This is a genomic window from Archangium violaceum Cb vi76 (assembly GCF_000733295.1).
In the GTDB taxonomy this organism is placed as follows: Bacteria; Myxococcota; Myxococcia; order Myxococcales; family Myxococcaceae; genus Archangium; species Archangium violaceum.
Map to the genome: position 1 here is coordinate 15,932 of NZ_JPMI01000003.1, position 26,304 is coordinate 42,235.

Annotated in this window: 20 protein-coding genes; 6 read left to right on the forward strand and 14 right to left on the reverse strand. The window is 66.7% G+C overall.

Annotated features, from left to right (window positions below; translation table 11 throughout):
• Nucleotides 1-220: 220 nt before the first annotated feature.
• Both Q664_RS00065 and Q664_RS00070 read right to left on the reverse strand, forming a co-directional pair.
• Nucleotides 221-4,018: an nSTAND1 domain-containing NTPase gene (locus Q664_RS00065; RefSeq protein ID WP_063934633.1), complete on the reverse strand. Its 3,798-nt coding sequence runs from the start codon at nucleotides 4,016-4,018 to the stop codon at nucleotides 221-223.
• A complete protein-coding gene (locus Q664_RS00070) occupies nucleotides 4,015-4,470 on the reverse strand; it encodes a response regulator (protein WP_043388343.1) in 456 nt (151 codons plus the stop codon). Before Q664_RS00070 ends, Q664_RS00065 begins: the two co-directional genes overlap by 4 nt.
• 165 nt (nucleotides 4,471-4,635) lie before the next feature.
• On the opposite strand from Q664_RS00070, the gene Q664_RS00075 reads away from it, so the two are divergent.
• Nucleotides 4,636-5,523: a hypothetical protein gene (locus tag Q664_RS00075; RefSeq protein WP_152621809.1), complete on the forward strand. Its 888-nt coding sequence runs from the start codon at nucleotides 4,636-4,638 to the stop codon at nucleotides 5,521-5,523.
• Here the strand turns inward: Q664_RS00075 and Q664_RS00080 are convergent.
• The 9 genes from Q664_RS00080 to Q664_RS00115 form a co-directional block, all read right to left on the reverse strand.
• Nucleotides 5,511-6,200, reverse strand: coding sequence for a TetR/AcrR family transcriptional regulator (locus tag Q664_RS00080; RefSeq protein ID WP_043388348.1), 690 nt, complete (start codon nucleotides 6,198-6,200; stop codon nucleotides 5,511-5,513). The genes Q664_RS00075 and Q664_RS00080 overlap by 13 nt on opposite strands.
• A gap of 88 nt (nucleotides 6,201-6,288) precedes the next feature.
• The gene (locus Q664_RS00085) at nucleotides 6,289-7,095 is read right to left on the reverse strand and encodes a hypothetical protein (RefSeq protein ID WP_075207263.1); all 807 of its coding nucleotides are present in this window, start codon (nucleotides 7,093-7,095) and stop codon (nucleotides 6,289-6,291) included.
• Between the two features lie 53 nt (nucleotides 7,096-7,148).
• Nucleotides 7,149-8,075, reverse strand: coding sequence for a hypothetical protein (locus tag Q664_RS00090; RefSeq protein ID WP_160174294.1), 927 nt, complete (start codon nucleotides 8,073-8,075; stop codon nucleotides 7,149-7,151).
• A 38-nt stretch (nucleotides 8,076-8,113) separates the two neighbouring features.
• A complete protein-coding gene (locus Q664_RS00095; RefSeq protein WP_043388357.1) occupies nucleotides 8,114-9,178 on the reverse strand; it encodes a cysteine synthase A in 1,065 nt (354 codons plus the stop codon).
• Between the two features lie 188 nt (nucleotides 9,179-9,366).
• Nucleotides 9,367-10,371 (reverse strand): hypothetical protein, encoded by a 1,005-nt coding sequence (locus Q664_RS57185; RefSeq protein ID WP_152621811.1) that lies wholly within the window; start codon nucleotides 10,369-10,371, stop codon nucleotides 9,367-9,369.
• A 78-nt stretch (nucleotides 10,372-10,449) separates the two neighbouring features.
• On the reverse strand, nucleotides 10,450-12,690 hold the full coding sequence (locus tag Q664_RS57190; RefSeq protein WP_152621812.1) for a tetratricopeptide repeat protein: 2,241 nt from the start codon (nucleotides 12,688-12,690) through the stop codon (nucleotides 10,450-10,452).
• Nucleotides 12,691-13,158: 468 nt separating this feature from the next.
• Nucleotides 13,159-14,469, reverse strand: coding sequence for a type II toxin-antitoxin system HipA family toxin YjjJ (yjjJ, locus tag Q664_RS00105; protein ID WP_043388360.1), 1,311 nt, complete (start codon nucleotides 14,467-14,469; stop codon nucleotides 13,159-13,161).
• Between the two features lie 164 nt (nucleotides 14,470-14,633).
• Nucleotides 14,634-16,208 carry an aromatic amino acid hydroxylase gene (locus tag Q664_RS00110; RefSeq protein ID WP_043388362.1) on the reverse strand — a complete coding sequence of 525 codons (1,575 nt, stop codon included), beginning with the start codon at nucleotides 16,206-16,208 and terminating at the stop codon, nucleotides 14,634-14,636.
• A 68-nt stretch (nucleotides 16,209-16,276) separates the two neighbouring features.
• Nucleotides 16,277-17,212 carry a LysR family transcriptional regulator gene (locus tag Q664_RS00115; RefSeq protein WP_043388364.1) on the reverse strand — a complete coding sequence of 312 codons (936 nt, stop codon included), beginning with the start codon at nucleotides 17,210-17,212 and terminating at the stop codon, nucleotides 16,277-16,279.
• Between the two features lie 250 nt (nucleotides 17,213-17,462).
• On the opposite strand from Q664_RS00115, the gene Q664_RS00120 reads away from it, so the two are divergent.
• Both Q664_RS00120 and recF read left to right on the forward strand, forming a co-directional pair.
• Nucleotides 17,463-18,680 (forward strand): ATP-binding protein, encoded by a 1,218-nt coding sequence (locus tag Q664_RS00120; protein ID WP_043388366.1) that lies wholly within the window; start codon nucleotides 17,463-17,465, stop codon nucleotides 18,678-18,680.
• Between the two features lie 47 nt (nucleotides 18,681-18,727).
• Nucleotides 18,728-19,894 (forward strand): DNA replication/repair protein RecF, encoded by a 1,167-nt coding sequence (gene recF, locus Q664_RS00125; RefSeq protein ID WP_043388369.1) that lies wholly within the window; start codon nucleotides 18,728-18,730, stop codon nucleotides 19,892-19,894.
• A 131-nt stretch (nucleotides 19,895-20,025) separates the two neighbouring features.
• On the opposite strand, the gene Q664_RS00130 is transcribed toward recF, so the two are convergent.
• The 3 genes from Q664_RS00130 to Q664_RS00140 are packed head-to-tail and all read right to left on the reverse strand — an operon-like array spanning nucleotide 20,026 to nucleotide 22,645.
• Nucleotides 20,026-20,763, reverse strand: coding sequence for a hypothetical protein (locus tag Q664_RS00130; RefSeq protein ID WP_043388371.1), 738 nt, complete (start codon nucleotides 20,761-20,763; stop codon nucleotides 20,026-20,028).
• Between the two features lie 3 nt (nucleotides 20,764-20,766).
• Nucleotides 20,767-22,326, reverse strand: coding sequence for an AAA family ATPase (locus Q664_RS00135; RefSeq protein WP_200883637.1), 1,560 nt, complete (start codon nucleotides 22,324-22,326; stop codon nucleotides 20,767-20,769).
• A gap of 22 nt (nucleotides 22,327-22,348) precedes the next feature.
• Nucleotides 22,349-22,645, reverse strand: coding sequence for a YiaA/YiaB family inner membrane protein (locus Q664_RS00140; RefSeq protein ID WP_043388374.1), 297 nt, complete (start codon nucleotides 22,643-22,645; stop codon nucleotides 22,349-22,351).
• A gap of 116 nt (nucleotides 22,646-22,761) precedes the next feature.
• Between Q664_RS00140 and Q664_RS00145 the strand changes: the two genes are divergently transcribed.
• The 3 genes from Q664_RS00145 (at nucleotide 22,762) to Q664_RS00155 (ending at nucleotide 26,294) form a co-directional block, all read left to right on the forward strand.
• A complete protein-coding gene (locus tag Q664_RS00145) occupies nucleotides 22,762-23,640 on the forward strand; it encodes a LysR family transcriptional regulator (RefSeq protein WP_043388375.1) in 879 nt (292 codons plus the stop codon).
• A gap of 561 nt (nucleotides 23,641-24,201) precedes the next feature.
• Entirely contained in the window at nucleotides 24,202-25,926 is a 1,725-nt protein-coding gene (locus Q664_RS51335) for an eCIS core domain-containing protein (RefSeq protein WP_160174295.1), read from the forward strand.
• 155 nt (nucleotides 25,927-26,081) lie between these two features.
• Nucleotides 26,082-26,294 (forward strand): hypothetical protein, encoded by a 213-nt coding sequence (locus Q664_RS00155; protein ID WP_043388512.1) that lies wholly within the window; start codon nucleotides 26,082-26,084, stop codon nucleotides 26,292-26,294.
• Nucleotides 26,295-26,304: the final 10 nt, after the last annotated feature.

Consider the following 26,304-nt stretch of genomic DNA (forward strand, 5'->3'; position numbering starts at 1 on the left):
GCGAGGGAGCGGCGGCAAGCCAGCGCCTCAGACCCTGGAGTCGCAGACGAAAGTCCTACAGCGAGCGCGAGTCATGCCCTCGAGTTCAGCCCGCCTCCCGGGCGCGCTCTTCACGAACTTGTCCAACTGTTGGACAAGTTCGGCGAGACCGTGCCCGGAGGGCTCCCTCCTGCTCTCGCGCTGAGAACAGACCCCTGCGCGGACTTTTCTTTCGGATGGCTCAGGAGGCGTCCGCGCACAGCCGCAGGCCGACGCTCAGGTCGCGGAAGCCGGGCTCGGGTGTCTCGCGGTTGGGGGAGCGCCCGGTGCTGGCGCCGAAGTAGTAGCTGCCCCCGCGGGCCGCCGAGCGGCCGGGCTGGAAGATGGAGTCGGTCCACTCGAAGACGTTGCCCACCATGTCGTCCAGGCCGAAGGGGCTGCGCGACTCCGGGTGGCTGCCCACCTCGTCCGGGCCGAAGCTCGCCCCCACCTTGCCGTATGTCTCGTCGTAGTTGGCCTGGTGGGGCAGCAGCACGTCCCCGTGGGGGTACTCGCGCTCGTCCGCGCCCCGGGCGGCACGCTCCCACTCCAGCTCGTTGCACAGCCGCGCGCCGGGGACACGGCCCGTCTGGGCCAGCCACGCCGCGTAGGCCTTGGCGTCCGCGTAGTCGATGGCACCCACCGGCAGCCGCCGCCAGTCCTGCTCCACCCTGTTCGGCCGGGTGGTGTAGCGCAGGGGCTCCCCCTCGGGCGCCGCGTACGTCACCCCATTGGGATGGATGCTCAGGTGCCAGCGCCCATCCGCCAGCCGCTTCAACTCCACCTCGGCGTTCAACGAGGCCACCTTGGCGCCGTGCGGCGTGCGGCGGGTCCGCTCCTCGGGCGGCAGTGCCTCCAGCCAGCGCACGTATTCGCCATACGTCACCTCGGTGCGCGAGATGAGGTACGGCCCCGTCTCCACCTCGTGCAGCGGCGTCGTGTCGAAGAACTGGCGGATGTTCTCGTCCGCGGCGGTGCCGAAGAGGAAGGTGCCGCGCGGCACGTAGACGAAGCCCTCGGGGACGCTGGCCGTCTCGGGCAGGGCCACCTCCAGTGTGCGCTCGGGGCCGGGCTCGGCCCGCAGCACGTGGCGCACCGGCGCATACCCGGGCGCGCTCAGCTCCACCACCCAGGTGCCCCGCTCCAGCGACAGCCCTTCCACGGGAGTGGTGCCCGCCTGGCGCGCCGCGGTGAGCACCCGCCGCCCATCACTCGTGGGCTCGTAGCGCGCCAGCGTCACCGTGGCGCCGGCGGGCCGCGTCCGCACCTTCACGTGCAGCGGCGCCTCGAAGCGGGCCAGCCGCTCGCCCGGGGTGTCGTAGAGCCGCAGACGCTGCAGCAGCTCGTCTCGCTCGCCGGGGCGGAAGGTGCGCTCGGCGAGCCGGGCGCGCTCCGCGAGCACGTCGGCGAAGGCGCCGCGCATCTCCTCGCGGCCCGGGTCGAGCACCAGCGCCTTCTCCATCTCCTCGCTGGCCCGCGCGTAGGCCTGCTGCGTCCCGGTTTGAATCCTCAGGGCCTCGGCCCACCGGGGCCGGGCCTCGTCCAGCTTCCCCGCGTCGAAGAGGGCGAAGGCCTCCGTCCGGGCCGCTTCCAGGGCGCGGTTCCGCTCCCGGGCGTGCTCCAGGCGGGAGCGGGCCTCGCTCAACTGCGTGCGCACCTGGCCCTCCAGCTCGTACCAGGCGTGGAGGCGCAGGCCGGCGTACACCAGTGCGAGCGAGGCGACGAAGCCCGCGGCCAGCATGCGCGTGAGCAGCCTCCCCTGGCGCACGCCTCCGCGCGAGGCCTCGAGGAAGGAGGCCTCGCGCGGGGTGAGGCTCTCCGGAGCGAGGCCGCCGACCTCGGCGAGGCGCCGGGCGCCCCACAGCGCCTCGCGTGGGCGTCCCATCCGCTCCCACTCGGCGGAGGCGTGCTCCAGCCGGGCGTGGAGCTGACGGGCCTCGTTCGCCTCGGCCAGCCACTGGGCGAGCGTGGGCCAGCCGGTGAGCAGCGCCTCGTGGGCGATGTCGAAGGTGGTGCCCTCCTCGGTGCGGCGCACCATCACGAGCCGCGCGCGGATGAGCGCCTCCAGCGCGGCGCGCGAAGCCGGGTCCTGTCCCAGCAGCTCGGCCTCGGTGCGGCGGGCGCGGGTGCCGTCCACCGTGACGAGCCGCATGAGCAACTGCCGCGCCGCCCCCTGCTGGTCCGGCAGCAGTTGGGCGATGACGCCATCCGCGTACCGGGCGAGCGCGCCACTGACGCCGCCGAGGGCCTCCAGCGCCGCGGCGGGGATGATGCCGCGCTCGCTGTCCCTCGCCTCCCACAGCTCGGCGAGGGTGAACTGGAGCAGGGGCAGGCTGCCCTCGGCGCGCAGGGTGGACTCCACCAGCGTGTCGATGAGGGCCTCGGACTCGAAGTGCGCGCCCTTGGCCCGGGCGGGGCCCGTCACCACCTCGCGCACCTCGGCGCGGCCCAGGGGGCGCAGCAGGTAGAGGGCACGCGACAGGGCCTCGCCCAGGCCGGGCAGCGCGCCCAGGCGGGTGAGGAAGTCGCTGCGCGAGGTGGCCAGCAGCCGCACGCCCGTCACTCCCGAGGCGAGCTGTCCCAGCAGCTCCGCCATGAGCGCGGCCTCCGTGGGCTCGCTCAGGGTGACGAGCTCCTCCAACTGGTCCACGTGCAGCACCACGCCGCGGCGGACGCCCTCGCCGAGGGCGGAGCGCAGGGCGCGCACGAGGGTGGTGGGCTCGGCGCGGGCGAGCTGCTCGAGGCGGGCCTCCTCCTGCCCGACATGGGGCGCGAGCGCGGCGGCGAGGGTGGCCACGGGCCGGCGGCCGGGCACCATGCGCGCCACGCCCCAGGACAGGCCGTCCTCCAGCGCGCCCTCGCGCACGTGGGGCAGCACGCCCGCCAGACACAGCGAGGACTTGCCCACGCCCGAGTCGCCGGTGACGAGCACGAAGGCATTGGCGCGCAGCCGCTCCAGCACGGCGCGCACCTCCTGCCGGCGGCCGAAGAAGAGGGCGCGGTGCTCCTCCTGGAAGGCATTCAGGCCGCGGTAGGGGTTGCCCTCGGGGATGGGCGGAGCGGTGTCCCTGGCGCGCAGCTCCTCCAGCGCCTCCAACAGCGCATCGGCGGAGGCGAAGCGCTCGGTGGGCTCGCGGCGCAGGCAGCGGTCCACCGCCGCGGCGAAGCGCGGGTCCACCCCCGGAGCGGCCGAGAGCAGCGGACGCGCCTCCTGCTCCTGGAGCACGTGGGGCAGCTCCTTGAGGGGGACATGGCGGAAGGGGCCCTGGCCGGCGGCGAGCTCGTGGAGCAGGGCCCCCAGCGAGAAGAGATCCGAGCGGACCGAGGCCGGCTCTCCCCGCCAGGACTCGGGGGACATGAAGTAGGGCGTCCCCACCACGCTGCCGTGGGGGAGGGTGGGCAGCTCGAGATTCCCGGAGGACTCCGGTACCTCGGGCGCGGACGCGGGCGCGGACGTGGAATCCGGGGCGTCGCCCGGGGCCTCGGGAGGCGCGTCGAGCAGCTTGGCCAGGCCGAAGTCGAGCAGCTTCACCTCGCCGGACTCATCGAGGATGGCGTTGGCGGGCTTGATGTCGCGGTGCAGGACGTTGCGGCGGTGGGCGGCGGCGAGCCCGCGCGCCAGGCCGATGCCGATGTCCAGCACGCGCTGCCAGGGCTGGGGCCTGGGGAGCCGGTCCAGGCTGGTGCCGCGGATGTACTCGGAGACGAGGTAGGGCAGGTCCTCGAACTGGCCGGCGCGGTAGAGGGTGGCGACGTTGGGGTGCTGGAGGCGGGCGGCGGCGCGGGCCTCGACGAGGAAGCGCGAGAGTGTCTCGTCATCGAGCGCGGGGATGAACTTCACCGCCACGGTGCGCTCGAGCAACGTGTCATGGGCGAGGTAGACGTGCCCGGTGCGGCCCCGCCCGAGGGGACGCAGCAGGCGGTACTCGTCGAACTCGCGCGGCGGCTGCCAGGCGGCGCCGGGAGCCGGGTCCTGGGGCGGCGGGAGCGGAGGGCTCACCGCGAGCGGGGCTTGCTGCCCGTCTTCTGCAGGAGGGCGCGAATCTTGTCGGCCACCGTGTCGGGGAGGGCGGGCTTGGAGACGAACTCGTCACAGCCCACCTCCTTCGCCTTCTCCGAGTGCGTGGCGAGGACATGGCCGGTGAGCGCCATCACGGGGATGTGGCGGGTGCGCGCGTCCTGCTTGAGCTGGCGGGTGGCTTCCCAGCCGCTGACCACGGGCAGCGACAAGTCCATCAGGATGACGTCCGGATGGTTCTGCTGGGCGAGCTGGAGCGCTTCCTGTCCATCCCGGGCGGTCTGGACCTGGTAGCCGAGGAACTCGAGGTACTCGGCGTACATCTCCCGGGCGTCGTCGTAGTCATCCACGACGAGCACCTTGCAATCACCCGGTTGGTGCTCCGAGGGGGCTTCGGGGGCTTCGGTCGGGGGCAGCTTTCGAGCGGAATCCATTGGACCTGGGGGGGCTTGCCACATTGTGGACCCAACACCGGGAAGGGGCAATCCCCACACACTTCGAGTGTTGGATGAAACAGTCCGACGTCCGGGGGGCTGGACGGGAGCCTTGCCAGGCGGAAAATGGGGACTGACCGATTGGAAAGTGCAACGAGGTTCCCCATGGCCGACGCAATGGTGTCCACGACGTCCCTGCGCCCCAGCTTCTATTCTCCCATTCCCGAGTCCGCGCGGGAGGATCTGCTGCAGGCGTACCGGCAGTTCCTCGAGCGCCGCAACGGCGACATGAACTTCGAGCGGGGCTTCTCGCTGCGGGAGGACTGGCTGCGCGAGGCGGCGAGCTGGGACAGCCCGTACCAGGGGAAGGTGGATGGTGGCGCCTTCAACCGGGCCTACGCGAGCTTCGATGCGGTGAAGGAGCTGTCCCTCCAGGAGGTGGCGCTGCTGACGTTCGTGAAGGCGAACGCGGGCGAGGCCTACGGGGTGGAGGTGGTGGGGAAGGCGCGGCAGAAGCGCTACGACATGACGAAGCTCTTCTTCCAGATAGAGAAGCTGCTGGGCTTCGAGGAGACGTACCACACGCGCATCCTCATCGGCGCCACGCAGCACTTCGGCGTCAAGGTGGAGGGGGCGTGGAAGCCGCCGCTGCGGCTGCGGCTGCTCATCGGCACGCTGGCCCACGCGCCGGGCCTCTTCTTCCATCCCATCCTGCTGGCCTCGGAGATCGCCGGCGTCTTCTCCTTCAACTGGATGCTGCAGCGGGTGGGGGAGATCTTCCGGGACCAGCCCGCGGTGCGCGAGTCCATGGAGCAGCGGCTGATTGAAATCCTGGTGGACGAGGTGGGCCACGTGGCCTTCAACCGCATGGCGGTGGGGCCCACGGGCCTGGATGTGGCGCGCCGCCTGGCGGTGGGCGTGCTGGAGGGCGTGTCCGGTACCACGCCGGAGTACAAGGCGCTCGGGTTGAACGAGGACGTGATGGGCAAGCTGGCGGGCTTCGACCTGCACCAGCTGCCCGAGGAAGTGCTGCGCCGCGCCTACTTCGTCTGACGGCGGGAGGAGGCGGGACGCGGAGGGCTCTCGGGCCCGGGGCTGGCCTGGGTGAAGAGGTAGCGCTCGATGATGCGCACCACCTCACCCAGCCGGCGCTCGCGCCACTCCGCGTCGTTCACCCCCGGCCAGCCCTCCAGGGGCAGCAGGGCGAAGGTGGTGAGCAGCAGCGTGCCGACGTGCGCCACCGCGGCCTCGGCATCCAGCTCCTGGCGGATGTGGCCCTCCTGCTGGCCCTGGCGCAGCGTGTCCGCCATGAGGCGCAGCCACGGCTCCACGCCCTGGCTCAGCCGGGAGACCTGTGTGCGGTCCCCATCCAACAGCTCGCGCAGGATGACGCGCGCGGCGTGGGGATCCGTGTCGAAGAACTGGCGGATCTGCGTCATGGCCCGCTCCAGCCGCTCCTCGCCCTTGCCGGAGAAGGCGCCGAGCAGCAGCAGGAGGTGGCGGTTGGAGTGCTCGATGAGCGAGGCGACGACGGCCTCGTGGAGGGCCTCGCGGGAGGGGTAGTGGTAGAGGAGGGCCTGCTTGCTGATGCCCACGGCCCGGGCCACGTCGTTGACGGAGATGGCGCCGAAGCCGCGCCAGGCGATGAGGCGGGTGGCCTCCTGGAGGATGCGCTCGCGCGGCTCGGGGGAAGGGGCCTTCCTGGCCGCGCGAGGCCCGCGCGTCTTCACGTCTCCTGCTCCGGTGGTGTCTTTGCGCCGCATGGCTCGGGCGTGGGAAGTACCTCAGGGCGCGGCGGGAGCGGAAGTCCGTTGCTCGCTATTGTAGATCGAGTTGCCGGTCCCAGATGTACAGCCGCTGGAGTACGGCCCCCGGGCGTACGGCGGAGATGCGGTCGAACTCCGCGGTATCCAGTGTGGCGAGATGCTCGCGCCAGGCGGAGGAGTCCATCACCACTTCCGGGTGATTGAGGTGGTTTCTATCCGCGAAGGGAAGGATACGGGGAAACTGTCGCATGATGGCCTCGATACAATCCTCTCTCGTCGCCCGGGCCATGCGCTCCGAGGCCACGGCGAAACGGGAACGGACTGAGGCTCCTCCCTCGGGGCACCAGGTATTCATGGCCCAGCCGCAGGCGTCTGTCATGAGCTCTTCCAGGGTCATGAACCTGTTCAGCGATTGATGGAGGTATCGCCCGTGTTGGAGTGAATCCCAGAAGCGAAGCACGGCCTGCAGGCGCAGCGCTGTGCGTTCAGCGCTCTCTGGCGCATTGCCAGAAAGCGCGAAGTACAGTGCTCCCCACGCGGTTTCACGAAAAGTAACCTCGTACAGTTGGCTGAGGTGGCGATGGTTCTTCTTGTCCACGTCGTACAAGCTCATCATTACCTCCGAGACCATGTACAACCGCCAGGCTGGGAGATGGTCTTGGAAGTCGACGACGTTGTGGGTGAACACCAGTTCTCCAGGGGCGACCGTCCGTAGTTCACGTGGCTGGGGGAGGGTCTGGCTGAGTTGATACTGTTTTGCGCAGCGGCGCCCTTCCGCTTTGGCTTTGCTGTTGATGGCGATGTAGGGGCCGTGCAGGAATGATGGCAGTTGGAGGGTGGTGCTTTGGAGCGGTTCCATGGAGTGGGCGTTCTCGGTTCAAACGGAGCGTAGCGGTTGCACAGCCAGGCAAGTCACATGCCCGATGCCTTGGGCAGACGTGCGGGGCTCGCGGAGGGAGAGGGCTTCGAGGAGAACGGGAGGACCTTTCCTCCCGGTTGCGCGGTACCACGGTCGCTGGACGTCGCAGTGGAGATGACGATCATCGCCACTTCGCCTATGATATCGATCGCCGTCCCAACGGTACTGCTGAGCGTGGCGACACGTTCTCGTCTGTCAATCATGCCCTCGGCTGCCTGGGCTACCCAGCCGCCGTACTGTTTCAGTTCTTGCTCGGAAATCTCTACCCATTGGCCTGCCTGATACGCAGCGGCGTTCGAGTCGAAGCGTTCCTTGCTATGGGTCCAACGATACTGGGTGACCCCAGGTGTCGTGGTGCACCACTCCAGACGCCAGATGTACTGCCCCTGCGCGAAATGGATCAGAATCTCGCCTTCGAATGTCTTCCCGCCCGAGAATCTACGTGCGGGCGTCATGATGGTTCGGTTCAGTGCGAGCAGATAGGTCTGGATTTTTTGGATGCCATCCTGAAGCCCCTTTTCGTTATGGGGCTTTACTTCGAAGATTGTTGATGTGCCGGCGTCTGTGATGTCCGGGCGCATTGCGAGTTCTTCTTCAGACAGGAGCGACCAATCTCCGAGGTTCTGTTCGGACAGGATTCGTTTGACGGTGTCCTTGTTGTAATAGACTCTGTTTGTCGGATGTCTCGTGCGATAGATGTACGCGATGAGCCGGTGCGAGGCATTGCCGAGGAAGAGCTCCCATGGCACCTGGGAGTCCGGTTTCCGGCCGGGAACCTTGTAACCCTGGAGGGCCTGGGTGGAGGGGTTCTCGCAGACAGACGGGCGGTTGCGCGGGGCCGTGCCGACCGCTGGGGCTTGGGGGGCCGGGGGCTCCGCGGAGGCGAGTCCCACCCACGCGGTCGCCAGTATCAGTCCCATCAGACGGGCGAGGCCCCTGGTGCGTGAGGCGCGCACAGTCAGGGGGCCTTGGCGAGCAGCACGCCGGGCAGGAGCGAGCGGGCCGAGGGGGCGTCGGGGTCGCGCTCGAGCCAGGGGGGAACGGGGAGGCCCTTGGAGCGGAGGAAGGTGGGGTTGAAGAGCTTGCTGGCGTAGCGGTTGCCGGAGTCGCACAGCACGGTGACGAGGGTGTGTCCGGGCCCGAGCTTCCGGGCGAGGCGGATGGCCCCGGCGACGTTGATGGCACTGGAGGCGCCGAGACAGAGGCCCTCGTGCTCGAGCAGCTCGAAGAGGACGGGGAGGGCCTCCTCGTCGGGAATCTGGAAGGGCTCGTCGATGGGAGCGCCCTGGAGGTTGGCGGTGATGCGGCCCTGGCCGATGCCCTCGGAGATGGAGGAGCCCTCGGACTTGAGCTCGCCGTGGGCGTAATGGTGGTAGAGGGCGGCGCCCATGGGGTCGGCGAGGCCGATGACGATGTGGGGGTTGCGCTCCTTGAGGGCCATGCCGACACCGGCGAGGGTGCCGCCGGAGCCGACGGCGCAGATGAAGCCGTCGAGGCGGCCGCCGGTCTGGCGCCAGATTTCGGGGCCGGTGGTGTCGAGGTGGGCCTGGCGGTTGGCGACGTTGTCGAACTGGTTGGCCCAGATGGCGCCGTGGGGCTCGCGGGCGTCGAGGGCCTCGGCGAGGCGGCCGGAGACCTTCACGTAGTTGTTGGGGTCCTTGTAGGGGACGGCGGGGACCTCGAGGAGCTCGGCCCCGACGAGGCGGAGCATGTCCTTCTTCTCCTGGCTCTGGGTGTCGGGGATGACGATGACGGTGCGGTAGCCGAGGGCATTGCCGACGAGGGCGAGGCCGATGCCGGTGTTGCCGGCGGTGCCCTCGACGATGACGCCGCCGGGGCGGAGGCGGCCGCGGGAGATGGCGTCACGGATGATGAAGAGGGCGGCGCGGTCCTTGACGGACTGGCCGGGGTTGAGGAACTCGGCCTTGCCGAGGATGGTGCAGCCCGTGAGCTCGGAAGCGCGCCGGAGCTTGATGAGGGGCGTGTTGCCGATGGCCGCGATGACGTCTTGATGGAAGTGCATGGAGCTCCTTCAACGGCCGTCATTGTACGTCGAGTTCCCTGTCCCACCCATACAGGCGTCCGAGCACGGCACTCGGGCGTACACCGGAGATGCGGTCGAATTCCGCGGCATCCAGCGTGGCGAGGTGCTCGCGTCAGGCGGTGGAGTCCATCACCACTTCCGGATGATTGAGCGAGTCTCAACCGATATTAGAAGTTGGTTTTGCGCTCCGTTCTTCGGATCTTTTTTCGCCCCTCACCCTGCTCGATGGCTGCTAACCGCTCTTGTATTGATTTCTGTAGCTTGACGTTGTCGAGCATGAAAACGGAAACGGCCAAGACCTTGCTCTCCCGAGAGAGAGAGTCGTCAAATTGGGTGTTGATACGTACGCGTACTGCCAAGCCACATTCGTCCCCTACTCTGAAGTCGTAGCCTCTGAGCTTACTGGCAACAGAGAGCATCATCGGAAAACAATTCATCTCCGGTCTGGAGTCGAATGCTTCGAGCGAGAACATCCCCCCTCCGAGACTGGCGAGTTCTCCCATGGAATCATATGAATATCCCATGCCGACATAATGACCCAATTCCGACTCCGAATACGCCGTCGGATATCCATACTTCATGATCAAGGTATCTCTCAACTTGGCCGCACTGGGCGCATTGCTTATTGGCTTGGTTGAGATGAACTTGCTGTCATCGTGATGAATGTAAGATCTGTTCAAATACACGCCCACGATGTACTCCTTCCCTGGGAGGCCACCTACAAAGAGATGTATGTTTTCATGGACTGAATCCCAGCACACCCTGGTGGGCTTTTTCCGAAAACGTTCCCAAATCTCGCCGTTCCGACACCCCTTTCGGCTGGGAAGTTCATAATCACCATCTTGGGCAACAACGGCGCCAATGACAAACTTGCCTTTGATTCCCGCCGAAAAGGCACCAAAGGTCATTTTTTGGTAGAGCAGGTTCTTGTTGTATTTTCTCAGCCGGTGCATCGCATTCTTGAAGGGCATGCCTACGCGGATGCCAGCCACATCCGGAACAACCATGCCTTGGGCGCGGAGCGGGAAATTGCCCAGGATTAATTCACTCTCTTTTTGTCCTGACTCTTCTTTCTGTTGAGCATCTGCCGGCTCCTCTTGCGCGGTTGCTGGTGCTGACCAAAGAAACATCGCCAAATAGCTTGAAAAGACAAGTATGGATTTGATTTTCATCGAGTGCTTCTTTCTCTAGGTGCTTGCCTTGTGGGGGGGGGCTGGGTGGAGAGTGCGTGATGGGATTGAAGGGCGAATCTATTGATGTCCGAGTTGATGGATGTCAGGTGCTGCTAGACTCTTGAGCGCGAGGCCCAGGTTTTTTTGTGTCTCTGCCCATTCATGAGGCTGAGCCTCTTGTGTATAGATCGTCAGTGCCGTGCGATGTGCGTCTACCGCCCGCATCAGGTTCGTTCGACCAGTTGGCCCTCCTTCCAATCTGCCAAGTGCTTGAAGTGCAACGCCCATGCTATTATGCGCCTTGGCCCTCAACAGTGGATGGCTTGTCCTTGTGAGTGCCTTCAGTGCATCTTGATGTGTATCAACAGCCTCTCGCAGTAACTCGACTCCATCATCACCTCCCTCAATCTCGCCAAGTGCCGTCAATCCCTGGGCTAGATCAATGGTCACGGTTGCCCACTGGTTCGGGGTGATCTCTCGGGTGTAGACGGTTAAGGCAGCACGGTAGGCATCAACGGCTTCTTCCAGCCGTATTTGTCCATCTTCTCCTCTGTCTATGTGGCCCGTTTCCTGCAGGACTTTGCCGAGATTGTGCTGAACGTCAGCCCAGCGCCAGGGTGACTCTTCTTGCTTGATTGAGTCTAATACCTCCTGGAGCGCCCCCACTGCGGCCTCCAGCATCCTTCTGCCGTCTCGGCTTCCGGTTCTTACCCCTAGGTCCATGAGTGCCACGCCCATATTGCGCCGGATTTTCGTCCAATCTTTTGGGGATGTCTCCAGTGAGATGACGCTGAGTGCTACTTGATATGCCTTCACTGCTTCATTCAACATCGACCGCTGCTCGTCGACGTGTTTTGAGGTAAGTGCCGCATGGTGATATATTTCACCTATGCTGTTTTGCGTCTTCGCGAAGTGGTGTGTTGAGGATTTCCTCCCAAACAAATCCAGAGCCGAACGGTACGCGTCAATCGCGCTTTCGAGGGTCTTTCTTCGTTTTGTTTCCTCCGGTTGCCTTCTTCCCAAGGTTCCAAGAGCACATCCCAGATTGAACTGGGCCTCGGCTAATTCCGCATGCATTGCCTCACTCGTCGTGTAAATGCGTATTGCAGACTGGATTAGGTCGACCGCCTCGCGCAGTCGTATCATCCCCTCTGCTGCATTCTCAGTGTCTCCCAGATTTCTTAGGGCGATGCCCAGTTTGCTTTGTGTCCAGGCGTGCTCTTGTGTGAAGTTTTTCTGAGGCGAATACACTTGTAGTGCCTCTCGATGTGCTGTCACCGCATCTTTGAACCATTGCCTGCTGTCTTCTTCCATGTGCTCAGCGCAGATCTCTCCTAGCGAGACCAGCGCATTACCTAAGTTGTTTTGAGTCCTGGCCCATTGCTGTGGAGATGCACTCTTTGTGTATACGTTCAGCGACTCTCGGAACGCATCTATTGATTCTTCTGTCAGTTTCCGCCTAACGCTTTCTTCTGTCTCTTCCTCGCCAAGGGCTTTTGATGCAAGCCCCAGTTCATTTTGTATCCTTGCCCATTCGTAGGGGGTAGAACGACGCGTATAGACCTCCAGAGCGGCACGAAATGCAAGTATAGCATTTGCAATGTGCTGCTTCCGAGCATCGCCGTTCGCCCGTTCTCCCAGGGCTTTGTTCGTCGCCCCAATCCTCCCCATCAACTCAGCCCAGATTGTTGGATTCTCGTCCCGCCGCGCGTGGTTCAATCCTTCCTCATATGCAACCAAGGCGCGCTCAAGCTCATTGCTCCCCAGTAGTGCGTCCCCCTTGACGACGCGGCTCTTTGCCAACGCTTCTCTTCTCCTCATTCCTTCCGGTTTGTCTATTTCGCGTTGCGCGGCCCGGTCCGCGTAGTCTGCGGCCTTCTTCCAGTCCCCTCTTGCCAATGCTGCCTGTGCAACCCTTCTCTCTTGGTTCTTGCGCTGTTCCGCTTTTTTCTCCCATTGTTCAATGCTCTTCTTGAGCTTGTCCGGGACAACCCTGTCTGTCGCCGTTGGCTTTCCCTCCCAATCAAGTGTCCCGAGTCCTCCGCGTTCAACCATGTGCTCGATGTACTCGTCGTCTTCAAATTTCGGCGAATTCTCAGGAAGAAGTAGGATTTCTATGATTTCTTTGTCTAGGTCGGAAGGGATTCGTTCCTTCCCATTTATGGGTTTCCATATACGGTAGCCTTTAAGGGTTGCGGAGATCGTGATTGGGTCTCCCGCCTTCAGTTCCGGCGGAAGACGTAGCGTGAAATCTCCCACCTTGCGATTCGTGACGCAAGGATTTCCCTCTCCGACGAGCCTCACTTCGACAGGAAGCATGGGCGGTTGTGGTATTCCTCTCTTATTGAGTATTAATACCTGCCCTTTTAGCTGTCGTAGTTCCGCTTCTGCTTCCTTGGGCCATATGGCCCACAGTGCCATCATTAGTGCAATTCTGCTTGGCGTTTTCATTGTTCTTTAGACAGCCTCTCGGTGCTGCTCGTGGTGAGTTGATTGAGAATGTTCGGCAGATGTCCCGCCCCATGGATGTGCGCGATGGGTTGGTGGGAGGCGTTGCTCAAGAAGAACTCCCAAGGCCTCTGGGCGTCCGACTTGCGGCACCTTGTGCCCTTGGCGGGTTTGGGCCGTCAGAGTCCGCCAGCCCCTCCAATGGGAGAGACTCCTGGCGCTTAGGCGTCGCATTCTACGCTCCCGTTCAATCGCGTCTGGGTGGAAGTGCATCAAGAGCTCGCCGCCAGAACGCTAATGCCCGTGCCCTCATGGGTTCAAGGTACCCATGTGCTGGAATCAGAGGGGAACTCGCTCCCGAAGTGCCTCCAGCACGTTCCGGCTCTGGTGCGCCAGGGTCCGGAAATCCTCGCCGAGCGCCCCGCAGTCGATGACTCGGGTCCAGAAGTCCTGGGCGTGGCGGGCTGCGTCCGCCCAGACATCCAGCGTATCCGCGCTCGGTGGCGCGGGCTCGAACGGGCGAGCGACGACGGTCGTACCCGAGGGGGCGAACAACATCGGGAGCATGTCGTACGCAGGGGCGAGGCGCAGCGTGCCGTCTTCCTGCTCCAGGAAGCTCACGTTGCCGAAGTGGCGGTCCGTGTTGCCGATGAGCTGTCCGAAGACATCGAGCCAACGGATGCGCCGCGCGTCCTCGGCTCCAATGAGCTTCTTCTCCAGCAGCTTCGGCGTGACGCGTGTCCAGGATGCGCCACGGCCGGAGTCGCCGATGTACTCGTGGTCCAGGGCCTCGAGCGATACCACTCCGCGTCTGCCTCTTGCTCCAACCCTGTCGAAGCGCTCGGCCTCCAGGAACCGGAAGCCACGCTCGTCGAACCACTGTGTCCTGGCCGCGTCGAGCCCGGCCTCGTGGACGACTTCGAGCGCGAGGCTTTCGCAGATGAGCAGCTCCCTCCACCTGCGAGCGACCGCGCCCGCATCATCGCTCACGAACTTGATCAGGACGTGCCGGCCTTCCGAGTACGTCAGGAACTTGGGGTGTTCCCCTCCGGCGGAGGAGCCCGGCTGCTCCAGGGCCGAGCGGCGAGCGAGGTCCGGGTAATCCCTGCGAGCAGTGGGGGCGAGTGTGCTCGCGAGCCATCGGTTCAGGGACTCGTCACCGAGGATGAGATTGCCGACGCAATCCTCGCCGCGGCGTGCCAGCGCGATGAGGCGATGGTCATCGGTCCAATCACCCAATCGGGATGGCAGCTCCAACTCGGGGTATTGCGCGCTGAACGTCCGTCCGACATACCCCTGAGGGCTCATGTCGGAGGCGAAGGGAGGCAGCCCCTCGAACAGCGTCCCCGTTCCCCCTGGAACGCTGAGCCAGTGTCGTCCCCCTTCGAGGAGGTGCAGGGCTCCGAACGGCTCGACCTTCCCCGCCTCACTGACCCGATAGAGGGGGAGTCTTGTTCCAAGCCCTGGAAGCGCGCGCGTCCGCGCATATCGGGTCGCGCGTGCCTGCCCCATCCGGCACACGCGGTCGCCCGCGGCCTCGATCAGCCGGGATACGGTCGGCTGGGACACGCCCAACTCCCGAGCCAGGTCCTTCGCTTGTGCCTCGCCCAACCGAGCGAGCGCCCCAAGCATCCGTTCGAGGGCATCCATGAATAGAAAGATGAATAGAAAATCAGAGATACACGGGCCGTAACCACCTGAAATCTAAGGGTTGATACGTTCAGATGCAATGAAGCGTGAATAGAAAAGGGCCTGAATCACCCCGAAGGGGACTCAGGCCCTCTGTGCTCCCGGGAGGTGGCTCCCGGCGGTACCTATGCCCGCGCGGACTTCTTCAGCTCCTCGACCTCGACCTTGAGGAGCCAGTCATCCCGGAAGTCGGTGGCGGCGTTGGAGATCTGCTCCAGGCGCGCGAGGTGGATGCTCTTCGACTCGCGCATGGTGCGCACCTCGCGGTAGAGCGCCGCCAGCGACGGGTGCAGTGCCGTGGCCTTCTTCTCGCGGGCCTTGGCCTCGCCCTCGCCCTCGGCGAAGGCGTTGAGCTCGCCGAACCAGCGGTCCCACGTGCCCGGGTCCGCCGGCCCACCGGCCACCGAGGGCAGGCCCGTGCTCAGGAACAGCATCGCCACGCTGGGCAGCTCCACCGGGCGGCCATCCAGCTCGCCGCGCAGGCTGAGCACCTCCCCCCCGCCCACCGCGAAGCCTCGCAGCTTCAGTCCGCTGGCCAGCTCCAGCTTGAAGGGCCCCTTGTCCGGCAGCGTCCCCTCGCCGAATGCCACCAGCGCCAGGCCCGGCCACGGCTTGCTCCCGTTCTTCCCCTCGCGCGACACCATCACCGGGCCCTCCAGCCGCACCAGCGCGCTGTTCAGGCCCTCGGCCACCGGACGCACCCCGGGCAGCGCCTCCACCACGCGCGCCGTGATTTCCCGTCCATCGGCCAGCACCAGGTGGTTCACCGTGCGTGCCTGGATGGCCTCGTTCAGCCCGTAGTCCCCGCCGCGCTTCCAGGCGAGCGTCGCCTCGAACCCGCTCAGCACCTCGAACAGGTGCTCGAAGTCCCGCGCCACGAAGAGCTGCGGTTGCATGCGGGTGATGTCGTACTCGGTGTCCGCGCACGCCACGCTCAGCGGTACCTTCTTCACCGCGTCCGTGAGGCAGTGCTTCGCCTCGCCGATGCTCGACAGCAGGCCGGCGCCGTAGATGCGCGGACGCTCCAGGTCGCCGATCATCCCGTACTCGGCCGTCCACCAGTAGAGCCGCGAGGCGCGGGTGCTCTCGCTCACGTAGCGCCGGCTCTGGTTGGCGGCTTCCAGGCGATCCTGGGCGTGTTGAATCTCCTCCGGCGTCGCGCTGGGGTCCTCCTTCACCACGCTCAGGTTGCGGATGGCCTGGAAGACGGCCTCGTCCTCCACCGTGGCGATGGCCTTGAAGCCCACCAGCCCGCAGCGCTTGAGGTACTCGGAATAGCGCGCGTTGGCGATGATGGGCGCGTGGCCCGCGCTCTCGTGGACGATGTCCGGCGCCGGCGTGTACTGGATGTGCTCGTGGGTGCGGATGTCCGCGGCGATCGCCAGCACGCCCAGGGCCTGCAACTCGGTGAACACCGCGGGCGGGATGAAGCCGCGCACGCTCACCGCCGCCCAGCCCAGTTTGGACAGCTTCTCGTTCATCTCATCCAGGCTGGGGATGCGCTCCAGGCCGATACCGGTGGCCTCCAGGCCCTCCAGGTAGACGGAGTGGGCCTTGTCGGACAGGTGGCTGCGCAGCTGACCGAGGATGTGCCGCCACACCGCCTGGTCCCTCGGCGTATAGGCGTCGTAGTCCTGACTCACCACGTAGCGCCGCAGATGCGCGGGCAACCGGGCAATGGTCCGTTCAGTGGGCGTCATGGGGGCTCCTCCGTGGTGAAAATCTACGCACGAGGGGCCTCGACGGAAATCCGATAAAAACCGACGTCTTATTCGATTTTCCGCCGTTTTGACGCGAGGCGCTGACGCAGCCCGCCAAGGACGATCCGCGCCGCCTCGGAGCCAGGGCCGCCCGAGGGACGGAGTGTCACCACCTCGACGAATTGGGGCTGCTCCTCGCGCAGGGGCCAGACGGAGAGGTCCTCCGGGAAGGAGCGCAGCAGCCGCAGGTCGGGGGCGATGGCGCACGCGTGGTAGGCGCGCAGCAAGTCGAAGAGGTGCAGGAAGCTCTGCACGCGCGACACCTCGCGCACGGTGACCTCATGGGCGGCGAAGCGCGCGCTGTTGGCGCTGCCGTACGGGTCCTCGCGCTGCCAGTCCACGAAGGGCTGGCCCTCCAGGTCTCGCACGTGGAGGGTGCGGCGTGCGCCGTGGCGTGAGGACAGCTCGCTGCCGGGGCCGGCGAGCACGACGAAGGGCAGGTTCAGCAGGGGCTCGGCCTCGACGCCGCGGTGCGGGGGCAGCGGGGTGAAGTCCACGGCGAGGTCCAACTGGCGCGTCTGCACCTGGCGCACGAGCTCGAAGGTGCCGCCGAAGCTGACCTCCAGCTTGATGCCGGCCCGGGCCACGTCTCCGGCGATGCCGGCGAGCAGGAAGTTGGAGAGCGTGGGGTTGAGGCCCAGGCGCAGGCTGGCCTCGGCGCTGGCCAGGTCCCTCAGGCGCTTGAGGTCCAACTGGTGGAGGGGCGTCTGGGTGCCCTCGTAGAGCTTCTCACCGCGGGCGGTGAGGTGGAGGCGGCGGCCGGGGCCCCGTTCCAACAGGAGTTGACCGTCGGCGAGCGTCTCCTCGAGGGCGCGGATGTGCTCGCTGACGACGGAGCGGGCCACGCCCAGGTGCTCGGCGGCGCCTTCGATGCTGCCGGACTCGACGGCGGCCGCGAAGGACTCGAGCCAGACGAGGTGCCGGGGGAGCTTGCGCGGGGGCATCTCACCTACCCCAGAGAATGCCCAGCCTGAACTCCAGGGCATCGAAGGGCTCGGCACGAATCAAGGCATCCTCCGCGGATGAGGCGAGCAGCGTGTCCATGTCTGGAACCTGTCGCCCGGGTCCGACACTTCTTCCCATGCACCGTGCCGGGCGTCGAGTGTCGGGCCGCCTCATCGTTCACTCGTCACCCGGGGAGGACGCCGGGGGGGCCTGCCACCGCGCCCGGGTGTCCCTATATTGGATGCCACCGTGGCCACCCATCCGGACAACCTGCGAGCGCGGCTGGAGGAGCGCGCGGATCTTCTCGAAGCCACCCGTCTGCGCTACCGCGCGCTGCACAAGCTGCTGCGGGCCTTCTTCTGGAAGGACCGGGTGCGGACGAACCTGGAGCTGCTGCGCGAGGTGGCGCTGGCCCAGCCCCAGGTGGACGCCACGCTGGACTCGGTGGCCCGTCGCGCGGAGGCGGAGGGCTGGCCGGCGGGCTCGGCGCCGATGAAGCTGCTGGCCGAGGTGTACCGGTTGCGCGAGGCCATCGCGTGGGCGGTGGAGCGGCGGCTCATCGCGAAGAAGAAGCCGGAGCTGCTCGGCGAGGCGCTGCTGAAGCTGGAGGAGGAGGTGTTGGACGCGGGGCCGCTGCTGGGGCGGCGGTTGTGGGCCCAGGCGGTGGAGATATTGCCGCGCAACCTCACGGAGCTGCGGGCCGCCTGCGCGGCGGCGGAGGTCCTCGAGCGCGTCTTCAAACGTCCGGTCCCCGAGGGGGCACTGCCCTTCGACGCGGCGGAGGTGGACGAGCTCCGGCGGGCGTTGCCCCTGGCGGACGAGGCGCTGGCGGCGCTGTGGGCGCGGTTGGATCGCTTCGACGGCACGGGCCGGGTGAGGGCCTTCCTGGAGAAGGGGATGAAGCGGGCGCCGGTGCACCCTCCGCGCAGCGGACCGGAGCTGTTGCAGCACGCGGCCTTCTGGCAGGACCTGGCGCGAGCGCGGCTGAAGGCGCTGCTGGAGTCGCGGCTGTCGCCCGTGGTGCCGCGGGAGGAGGAGTGGCCGGAGCTGCTCGGCTGGCTGGTGGAGCGGGAGGGCCCGGCGCGGGCGCGGCTGGCGGCCTCGGAGGTGCTGAGCGAGGGACGGGCGGGGCTGCTGGAGGTGGCGGCGGAGCTGTCGGCGTTGTCCCGGGCGCGTCCGGTGGGGCCATGGAACGAGGAGGCCGCGTGGGTGCGGCTGTGGACGGCGGCGCAGCGGGCGAGGTCCGAGACGGGCCCGGACGCGGAGCGGCTGCGCGAGTCGCTGCGCCTCTTCATCCGGCTGCGAGGGCAGGGGCAGATGCCGGCGCGGCTCTTCTCCCCGGAGCGGAACACCCTCGTCCGGCCGGGGAGCGGACAGGCGGGGAGCGAACCGGAGGATCTGCCGGGGCTGGTGCAGCGGGCGAGGGAAGCAGCCGGGCGGCCTCGGGAGGGGAGGGTGTCAGGGTAGGGCTTTAACCTGGACGCACCCGTGTACGGATGGGAGAAAGGCCTCCCGTGCGGCTGCTGGCACTCCACGTTCAGGACTTCCGAAACCTTGGCCAGGTGACCCTGGCGCCGAGTGCGCACGCGTCCATCGCGGTGGGGCAGAACGGCCAGGGGAAGACGAATCTGCTGGAGGCGCTCTACTTCCTGGCGACGCTCAAGCCCTTGCGAGCGGGGCGGCTGTCGGAGCTGGTGAGGTGGGGAACCTCGTCGGCGCGGGTGACGGGCCGTTTCCTGCTCAAGGGAGCGGAGCGGGAGATTTCGGTCGAGGTGGCGGGAGGGGTGCGGCAGGCCTTCGTGGACGGGAAGAAGGCGGCGAGCCTGGAGGAGTACTTCGGGGGCGTGTCGGTGGTGGCCTTCACGCCGGACGACCTGGAGGTGGTGAAGGGAGGGCCGGAGTCGCGCAGGGCCTTCCTGGACCGGGCGGTGTTCAACCGTTTCCCGGCGTTCCTGAGGGAGAGCCGCGAGTACGCGCGGGCGCTGAAGAATCGCAACCGGCTGTTGAAGTCGGGCCCGGTGGATGCGGCGTACCTGGAAGCCTACGACGAGACGTTGGCGAAGACGGGAGCGCGAGTGTACGCGCGGCGGCGGGCGCTGATGGCGGAGCTGGCGCCGAGGGCGCAGGCGACGTTCGCCTCCATCGGGCGGACGCCGGAGCCGGCGGCGTACAAGTACCACCCGGCGCACCTGGGAGACGTGGACTTCGCGAGTGCGGACGAGGCGGCGTTGGCGGTGGCGCTGAAGGAGGCGCTGGCGGCGCGGTCGCGGAGGGACCTGGACCGGGGCTTCACGTCGGTGGGGCCGCACGCGGACGACGTGACGGTGACGCTGGGGGCGAGGAGCGCGCGGGCGTACGCGAGCCAGGGTCAGCAGCGGGCGCTGGTGTTGGGGTGGAAGATCGCGGAGATCGAGAACCTGGAAGCGGCGATGGGGTTCCTGCCGTTGCTGCTGTTGGACGACGTGTCGAGCGAGCTGGACCCGGAGCGCAACGCGTACCTGATGAACTACCTGGCGGCGAGCGGGGCGCAGGTCTTCCTGACGACGACGGACGCGGGGCTGGTGAGGGGAGCTGCGGCGCAGGACACGTTGTGGCTGGGAGTGCGGACGGGAGAAGTGACGAGCGTGGTGCCGGTACAGGAGCCCCCGGCACAGGCGCAACACGCGGACGAGCCCGCGTAGAAAAATCACCGTAGAACCATCACCGTAGAACAATCACCACTGAGCCCAATCTCCCCTCGCCCTCCGGGAGAGGGACGGGGTGAGGGTATCGAGCCTCCCAGGTTGTCCCCGTGGCAATTCCCTCGGCCGCGCTAATCCCAGTTTCCCCAGCGTCCCATGCGCCCGGCGGTGAGCAGCGAAGTGGGAATGCTGCTCACGATGACGAGCACGGCCAGGTAGAGCCCGATCAGCCGGAGCGGCTTGTTGCCGAAGCTGACGAGGAGGACGGTCAGGGCAACGACACCGCCGCCGGCCCTCCAGCGCATGCGCGAGGAGGGAAGGAGCCGCAGCAGGCCCACGGCGAGACACGGGTCGAAGAGGGGCTGGAGCCGGCCGATGAACGAGCGCTCCTTCTCGAGCGCCAGCTGCAACTGCTCCATGTACCGTTGCTTCTCGGCGAGCTGCTCGGCGGTGGCCTCCTGGTGGGCCTTCTGGAGGACCTGCATCTGCTCTTGCGTCTCGGCCTCGGCCTGCTCGCGGGCCCGGGCGCGCTCCACGTCGTAGGCGAGCTGCTCGGGGGACTGGAGGTCCGCGCCGCACCTCGCGCACTCCCGGGCGAAGCGGCCGTTCTCCGCCTCGCACCGGACGCAGCGCGGAAACTGCTGTCCCCGCGTGGGCTCGGCATCGAGCGCCAACGGCGTCTGCCCATGGAGCTTGAAGCGCTCGACATGGGCCTCGGGGACGGAGACGGAGGCGGGTGTCTCGGTCGTGCCAGGACCGGCCACGGACTCGAAGCGGCCACCGTCCTGCAGCCGCACCTGTCCGTCGGGGCCGGGCTTCTCTCCGCGTGCGCGCTCGAGGTGGAGGAACCGGGACTTGTTGGTGGACATCGCCTATTCCTTCTTCGAGCTGGTGGACGATGAGGCGGGACGGGTGCGCCCGCGGGCCCACTCGCGCAGCCGGACGATGTCATCGCGCATGGTGATGGCGAGCGGGACGGTCTCCTGGAGCGCCCCGGCGATGTGGCGCTGCTCCAACTCCACGCCATGGCCGAAGGCCTCGTAGAGCGCGGCGATGATGGCCTGCTCAATCTCCGCGCCGCTGAAGTTCTCGGCCAGGCTGGCGAGCGTGTTCAAATCGAACGTGGCCGGGTCGCGCTTCCGCCGCTGCAGGTGGATGCGGAAGATGTCGCGGCGCTCGGCGGCCTCGGGCAGGTCGATGAAGAAGATCTCATCGAAGCGGCCCTTGCGCAGCAGCTCGGGGGGAAGACCTTCAATGCGGTTGGCGGTGGCGACGACGAAGACGGGAGACGTCTTCTCCTGGAGCCAGGTGAGCAGCGTGCCGAAGACGCGGGCCGTCACGCCGCCGTCCGTGGTGCCCGAGGAGGCAACGCCGGACAGGCCCTTTTCAATCTCATCCACCCAGAGCACCACGGGGGCGATGCTCTCGGCGACGCGGATGGCCTTGCGGAGGTTCTCCTCGGAGGAGCCGACGAGCCCGCTGAAGATGCGGCCCATGTCGAGCCGCAACAGGGGCAGGTTCCAGTGCGCGGCGATGGCCTTGGAGGTGAGGCTCTTGCCGCAGCCCTGCACGCCGAGCAGCAGCAGGCCGCGGGGCTCGGGGAGGCCGAACTGGCGGGCGCGCTCGCCGAAGGCGGCGGTGCGCTGGGTGAGCCACTGCTTGAGGTTCTGCAAACCGCCGACGTGGCCCAGGTCCTGCTCCGGCGGGTAGTACTCGAGCAGCCCGCTCTTGCGGATGACCTGGCGCTTCTCGTCCTGGACGCGGCGGATGTCCTCGGCGCTCAGCTTGCCGTCGTGGGCGATGGCCTTGGCGAAGGCATTCTCCGCCTCCGACAGCGTGAGGCCCTGGGCCGCCTGGATGAGCTGCGCGGCCTGCTCGCGAGACAGCTCGATGGTGGCCTTGTTGCCCCGGCGCACCACCGCGACGATCTCCTTGAGCAGGTTCATCAGCTCCTGGAAGCCGGGCAGGGGGACGTCGAGGACGGACACCTCCTTCTCCAGCTCGGGGGGGATGACGAGCGTGGGGGAGAGGAGGATGACGGTGGTGAAGGTGCTCTTGAGTGCGTGGGCGAGCTCGCGCAGGGCGCGCACCACGGACTTCTCTTCCAGGTAGGGGTGGAAGTCCTTGAGCACGACGAGCGAGGGCTCGGCGAGCTTCTCGATGGCGGCGAGCGCGTCGATGGGGTTGCGGGTGTCCTCGGGGAGCGCGGGGCCGCGGGAGCCGCCGAGGTAGCGCAGGCCCCGGGTGATGGACCAGGACAGCAGCACCTTGCCGTGGGCGCGGGCCATGTCCGCGAGCAGCGAGTCCACACGGTGCTCCTCCCACGACACCAGGTAGAGGAGCGGGTAGCGGGCGCGGATGAGGATGTCGAGCTCCTCCAACCAGGGAGCGGAGGAGGACCCGGGGCGGGGGAGCGCGGGACTGGACACCATGCCCTGGGTATATCAGGCCGGTTTACTTCAGGGCCACGGGGTCCACCTCGGCGAGCAGCTTGGTGACGCGGGCCTCGTCGATGCGGGCGGTGAGACGGTCTTGCTCGTGCTGGTCGCGCACCGTCTTGGACAGGCTGAAGGTGGAGCCGATGCTGAAGAGCAGGCCCATGCCCAGGAAGGCCTTCTGCCAGCCGTCGACGGGCAGGTGGTAGATGCCGATGGCCATCACACCGATAGCCAGCGCGAAGGAGAGCCAGGCCTGGATGATCCAGGCGCCACTGTGGGTGGGCTGCACGGCGGAGGTGTTGGGGCGGGCCATTGTGAACCTCGTTCGAAGGGCGCTTCCGGTGGAAGCGCGTTGACGAGACACAGAATGCACCCGTTCATCGCAAACCGCATGGAACTAATGGCTCGTCCTTCGATAACATCCAGTGAATGATTCAGCTCCAGCGTCTCGAGGGCTTCTACTGGGTGGCGCGTTGCGAGGGGTACGCCCGTGCGGCTCGCGCCTTTCCGTATCCGATCACCCAGCCCGGCGTGCACCAGCAGGTGAAGCGGCTGGAGTCCGAGCTGGGCGTGCGCCTCTTCGAACGGGTGGGCAAGGATCGCGTCATCCTCACGCCCCAGGGCCGCGTGCTCTACGAGTACCTGGCCCCCTTCTACGAGGGCCTGTCCTCGATGGAGCGCTCGTTGCGCTCGGGCACGGTGGGAGGACGGCTGCGCATCCACGCCTCGGGGCACACCCTGCGCCACCTGCTGCCACCGTGGCTGCGGCGGCTGCAGGGCCAGCGGCCCGACATCGAGGTGGCCCTCTTCGAGGCGAAGGTGCCCGCGGTGTCCCTGGTGCGCTCGGGCGAGGCCGACCTGTTGGTGGACCACCTGCCCGAGGTGCCCGCGGACCTGGAGGCCCGGCAGGTGGGCAAGACGCGCGCCTTCCTCGTGTTCCCGTCCAACCACCAGCTCGCGCGCAAGGGACCGGTGAGCCCCGAGCCGTTCCGGGACGAGCCCTTCATCACCTACAGCTCGGATCCCCAGTTGAGGGATCTGCAACTCGCGGCGCTCTCACATTACGGCGTGGTGCCGCAGCGGATGTACGCGGCGGATTCGTCCGAGACCATCCTCGGCTTCGTCGCGGCGGGGCTCGGCTACTCGCTGCTGGCCTCGTTGCAGCCTCGCGGGCCGCAGGTACCCGGCGTGGTGGCGCGGCCTCTCACCGAGCCGGCGCGCGAGTTCCCCATCTACGTGGCCTGGCGCAAGAGCTCGCAGCGCAATCCCCTCATCGACGCACTGTTGGGACTCGCTCCCAAACCCTGAGGCCGGCCACTTCCAAGGTGGGAGGGGGGATACGAACTCCGGCACTGAATCGAGCGAGGGAGCGGGCAAGAAATCGAGGGAGCGGGAAAGGGCTGGAGGCGAGGTTTACCTTCCTGGGGATGACCCCGAAGGGAGTGCCTGGCCCTGGAAGCAATCCCGGGGAGGATTCGTTCGAGCGAGGATGATTCGGACATGAGCGTCGCAGGACACGCGAATCGTTTCAGAGAAGCCGCCAGCGCCCATGCGGCAGCGACAACGCGGCGGTCATTCCTCGTGCCGGAGCGACGGGATGCGGAGATGGCCGCTCCGGGAGCAGGCGGGGCGGTTGCTTCCGGCCCGCGACCGGAGGCTCCTGGCCCCTCGTATGGCCCCGCGGACATTCCGGTCCGCGCTCCGGCGAGACTGACCGTGACCGCTCCGGGAGATGGTCACGAACGGGAGGCGGATGCGCTTGCCCGCCGGTTGGCCTCGGTGATGGACTGCCCGGCCGGGGGTGAGCAGGCGCCCCTCCTCGCTGCTCGTGTGTCGGCAACCTGGCCCGGACGTGCGCGGCGGAGCTCCGTGTCTTCCTCTCCGGTGGGGACCTCCCTTTCACTCGCTCCCGCCGAGGAGCACGCCCTCGCGCAGGCGCGCGGAAGTGGCATCCCCCTGAAGGAGGAGCTCCGCCACTCGATGGAGCAGGCGCTCTCCACGCCCCTGGGTGACGTCTCGCTGCACACCGATGACCGCGCCGACGCGCTCGCCCGCTCACTCAGCGCCCGGGCCTTCACCCTCGGGCGGCATGTCTTCTTCCGGCGCGGCGCTCTCGAGCCCGCGACCCGGCGCGGGCGGGAACTGCTCGCCCACGAATTGACCCATGTCGCGCAGCAGGCGGGCGCCGCTGGCGGCACGGATTCATCCGCCGGAGGAGGGCTCGTCCAGCGGATGTTCGTCAAGGACACCGGCGAGCAATACAAGAACCACAAGCGAGCGCACTGGTATTCGAGCTTGGATGCCGAGGAGCGCGCGGTCGCCGATGAGATGCATTTGAACAAGGGCACTCGACACAAGGCATCCGACGCGAAGAAGGCCGTGCAAAAAGAGGTGGCGCGGCGGAAGGGAGCGGCCGGCTCCACCGCCGTTGCAGGCCCCTCTTCGGGCACCCCGGTCTCCGCCTCGTCTCCGGGCGCTGCCTTCAGTGGGGGGCTGGGATACGACTCTGGTGTCTACGATGTGCGGCACGTGAGCGAGGACTTCAAGAAGACCGGGCCGAAGCCGAGCGTGTCGGCGGTCAACGCGTTCTACTCGGGCATGCTTCTCAAATCACTCAACGAGGCGAAGGAGAGGGACCTGAAGGCACTGGACGTGGACTCCTCGGACTCCGAGGCGGAGGTGGGCCAGGATCCCGCCCGGCAGAAGGTGCGAAGACGCTACAAGGCGAAGCAACTGTCCGCGCTCACGAGGACGCTCTTCCCCCTCACCCCGGGGGAGATGCAGGTCCGTGAAGTGCTCGGCCAGAAGCGCAAGCGGGACAATGAGGCGAATAGCGATTATCAGATATACGAGCAGGACACCCGCGAGGGGTTCGCCCAGGTAGGCGAGCAGTTCAAGCAGACCAATGTGCGCCACAACCCCTATCTGCGGCGTGCGTTCCGCAAAGCCGTCGCTCAAGGAGATGTCAAGAAAGGGGGCTCGGAGACCTACGAGAAAATCCAGGGAAGGATTCGCACGAAGTTGCTTGGGATCATCTCGAGCGATCACGAAAAGATGACGTGGCGCAGGGAGGACTTCGCGGATGAACAGACCTGGAAGGCGTTTGGGTTCCTGCGAGAGAATGTCATCTCGAACTCCGCAGTGGGGGACTCGTATTACAGCCGTGTGGAGTCCGGCGCGGACACGAAGGGTTCGAGTGGTCGCATGGCCTTTCACCACGGCGCGTGGAAGGAGTCGATGGGTGGAATATTCCTGCCATTTGCCACTATGCCCTCCAACCTGATCGCACTGAACGATTTCCGTGAGTTGCTGAACCCGAAGAAGCTCAAGTTGCTCGAGGCCCAGGGCAAGAGCCCGCCGCCCGCGGGCGCGCATGATCTCTTCGGCCACCAGGCGTGTGGCTTCCGGAAGGACCAGCGCAAGGACTTCTCGCGGTCGCGGGGAGGAGGCCAGTTCAAGGACATCGACCTCGAGGCGGTGTACTACGTGCTCAGGCCCAGCCTCGAACCCCGTACGCCCAAGAAGCTCCTCTACTCGGCTTCCGATTCCACCAGTTCGGCGATGTCGAACAAGAAGAGGAAGAAAGGGGGGTGAACGGTTCCGCCGTCACGGTCCCACTGCGCCATGTCGAGGAGGGCGGGTGGCGCGCGAGGACAAGAGCATCCTGGCTTCCCGGAGGGCCAGGGTTGGCGAAGCTCCGCGGACGAGGCTATATCTCGCACCTTCCGCACCTCATGGAGCACCGGAAGATGAGACAACAAATGGAGGAGCGTCTCGCCCAGCTCAAGTCGGAGCTGCAAAACGGCGAGCGGATGATGTCGGAACTGAGCTCGAAGCAGTTGACGCTCCAGCAGACCCTGTTGCGCATCAGCGGTGCCATCCAAGTGCTCGAAGAGCTGCTCGCACAGTCCGCTTCCATCCCGCCGGGGTCGGGTTCTTCCTCCTGCGCTCCAGCGGAGTGATATGGACGTT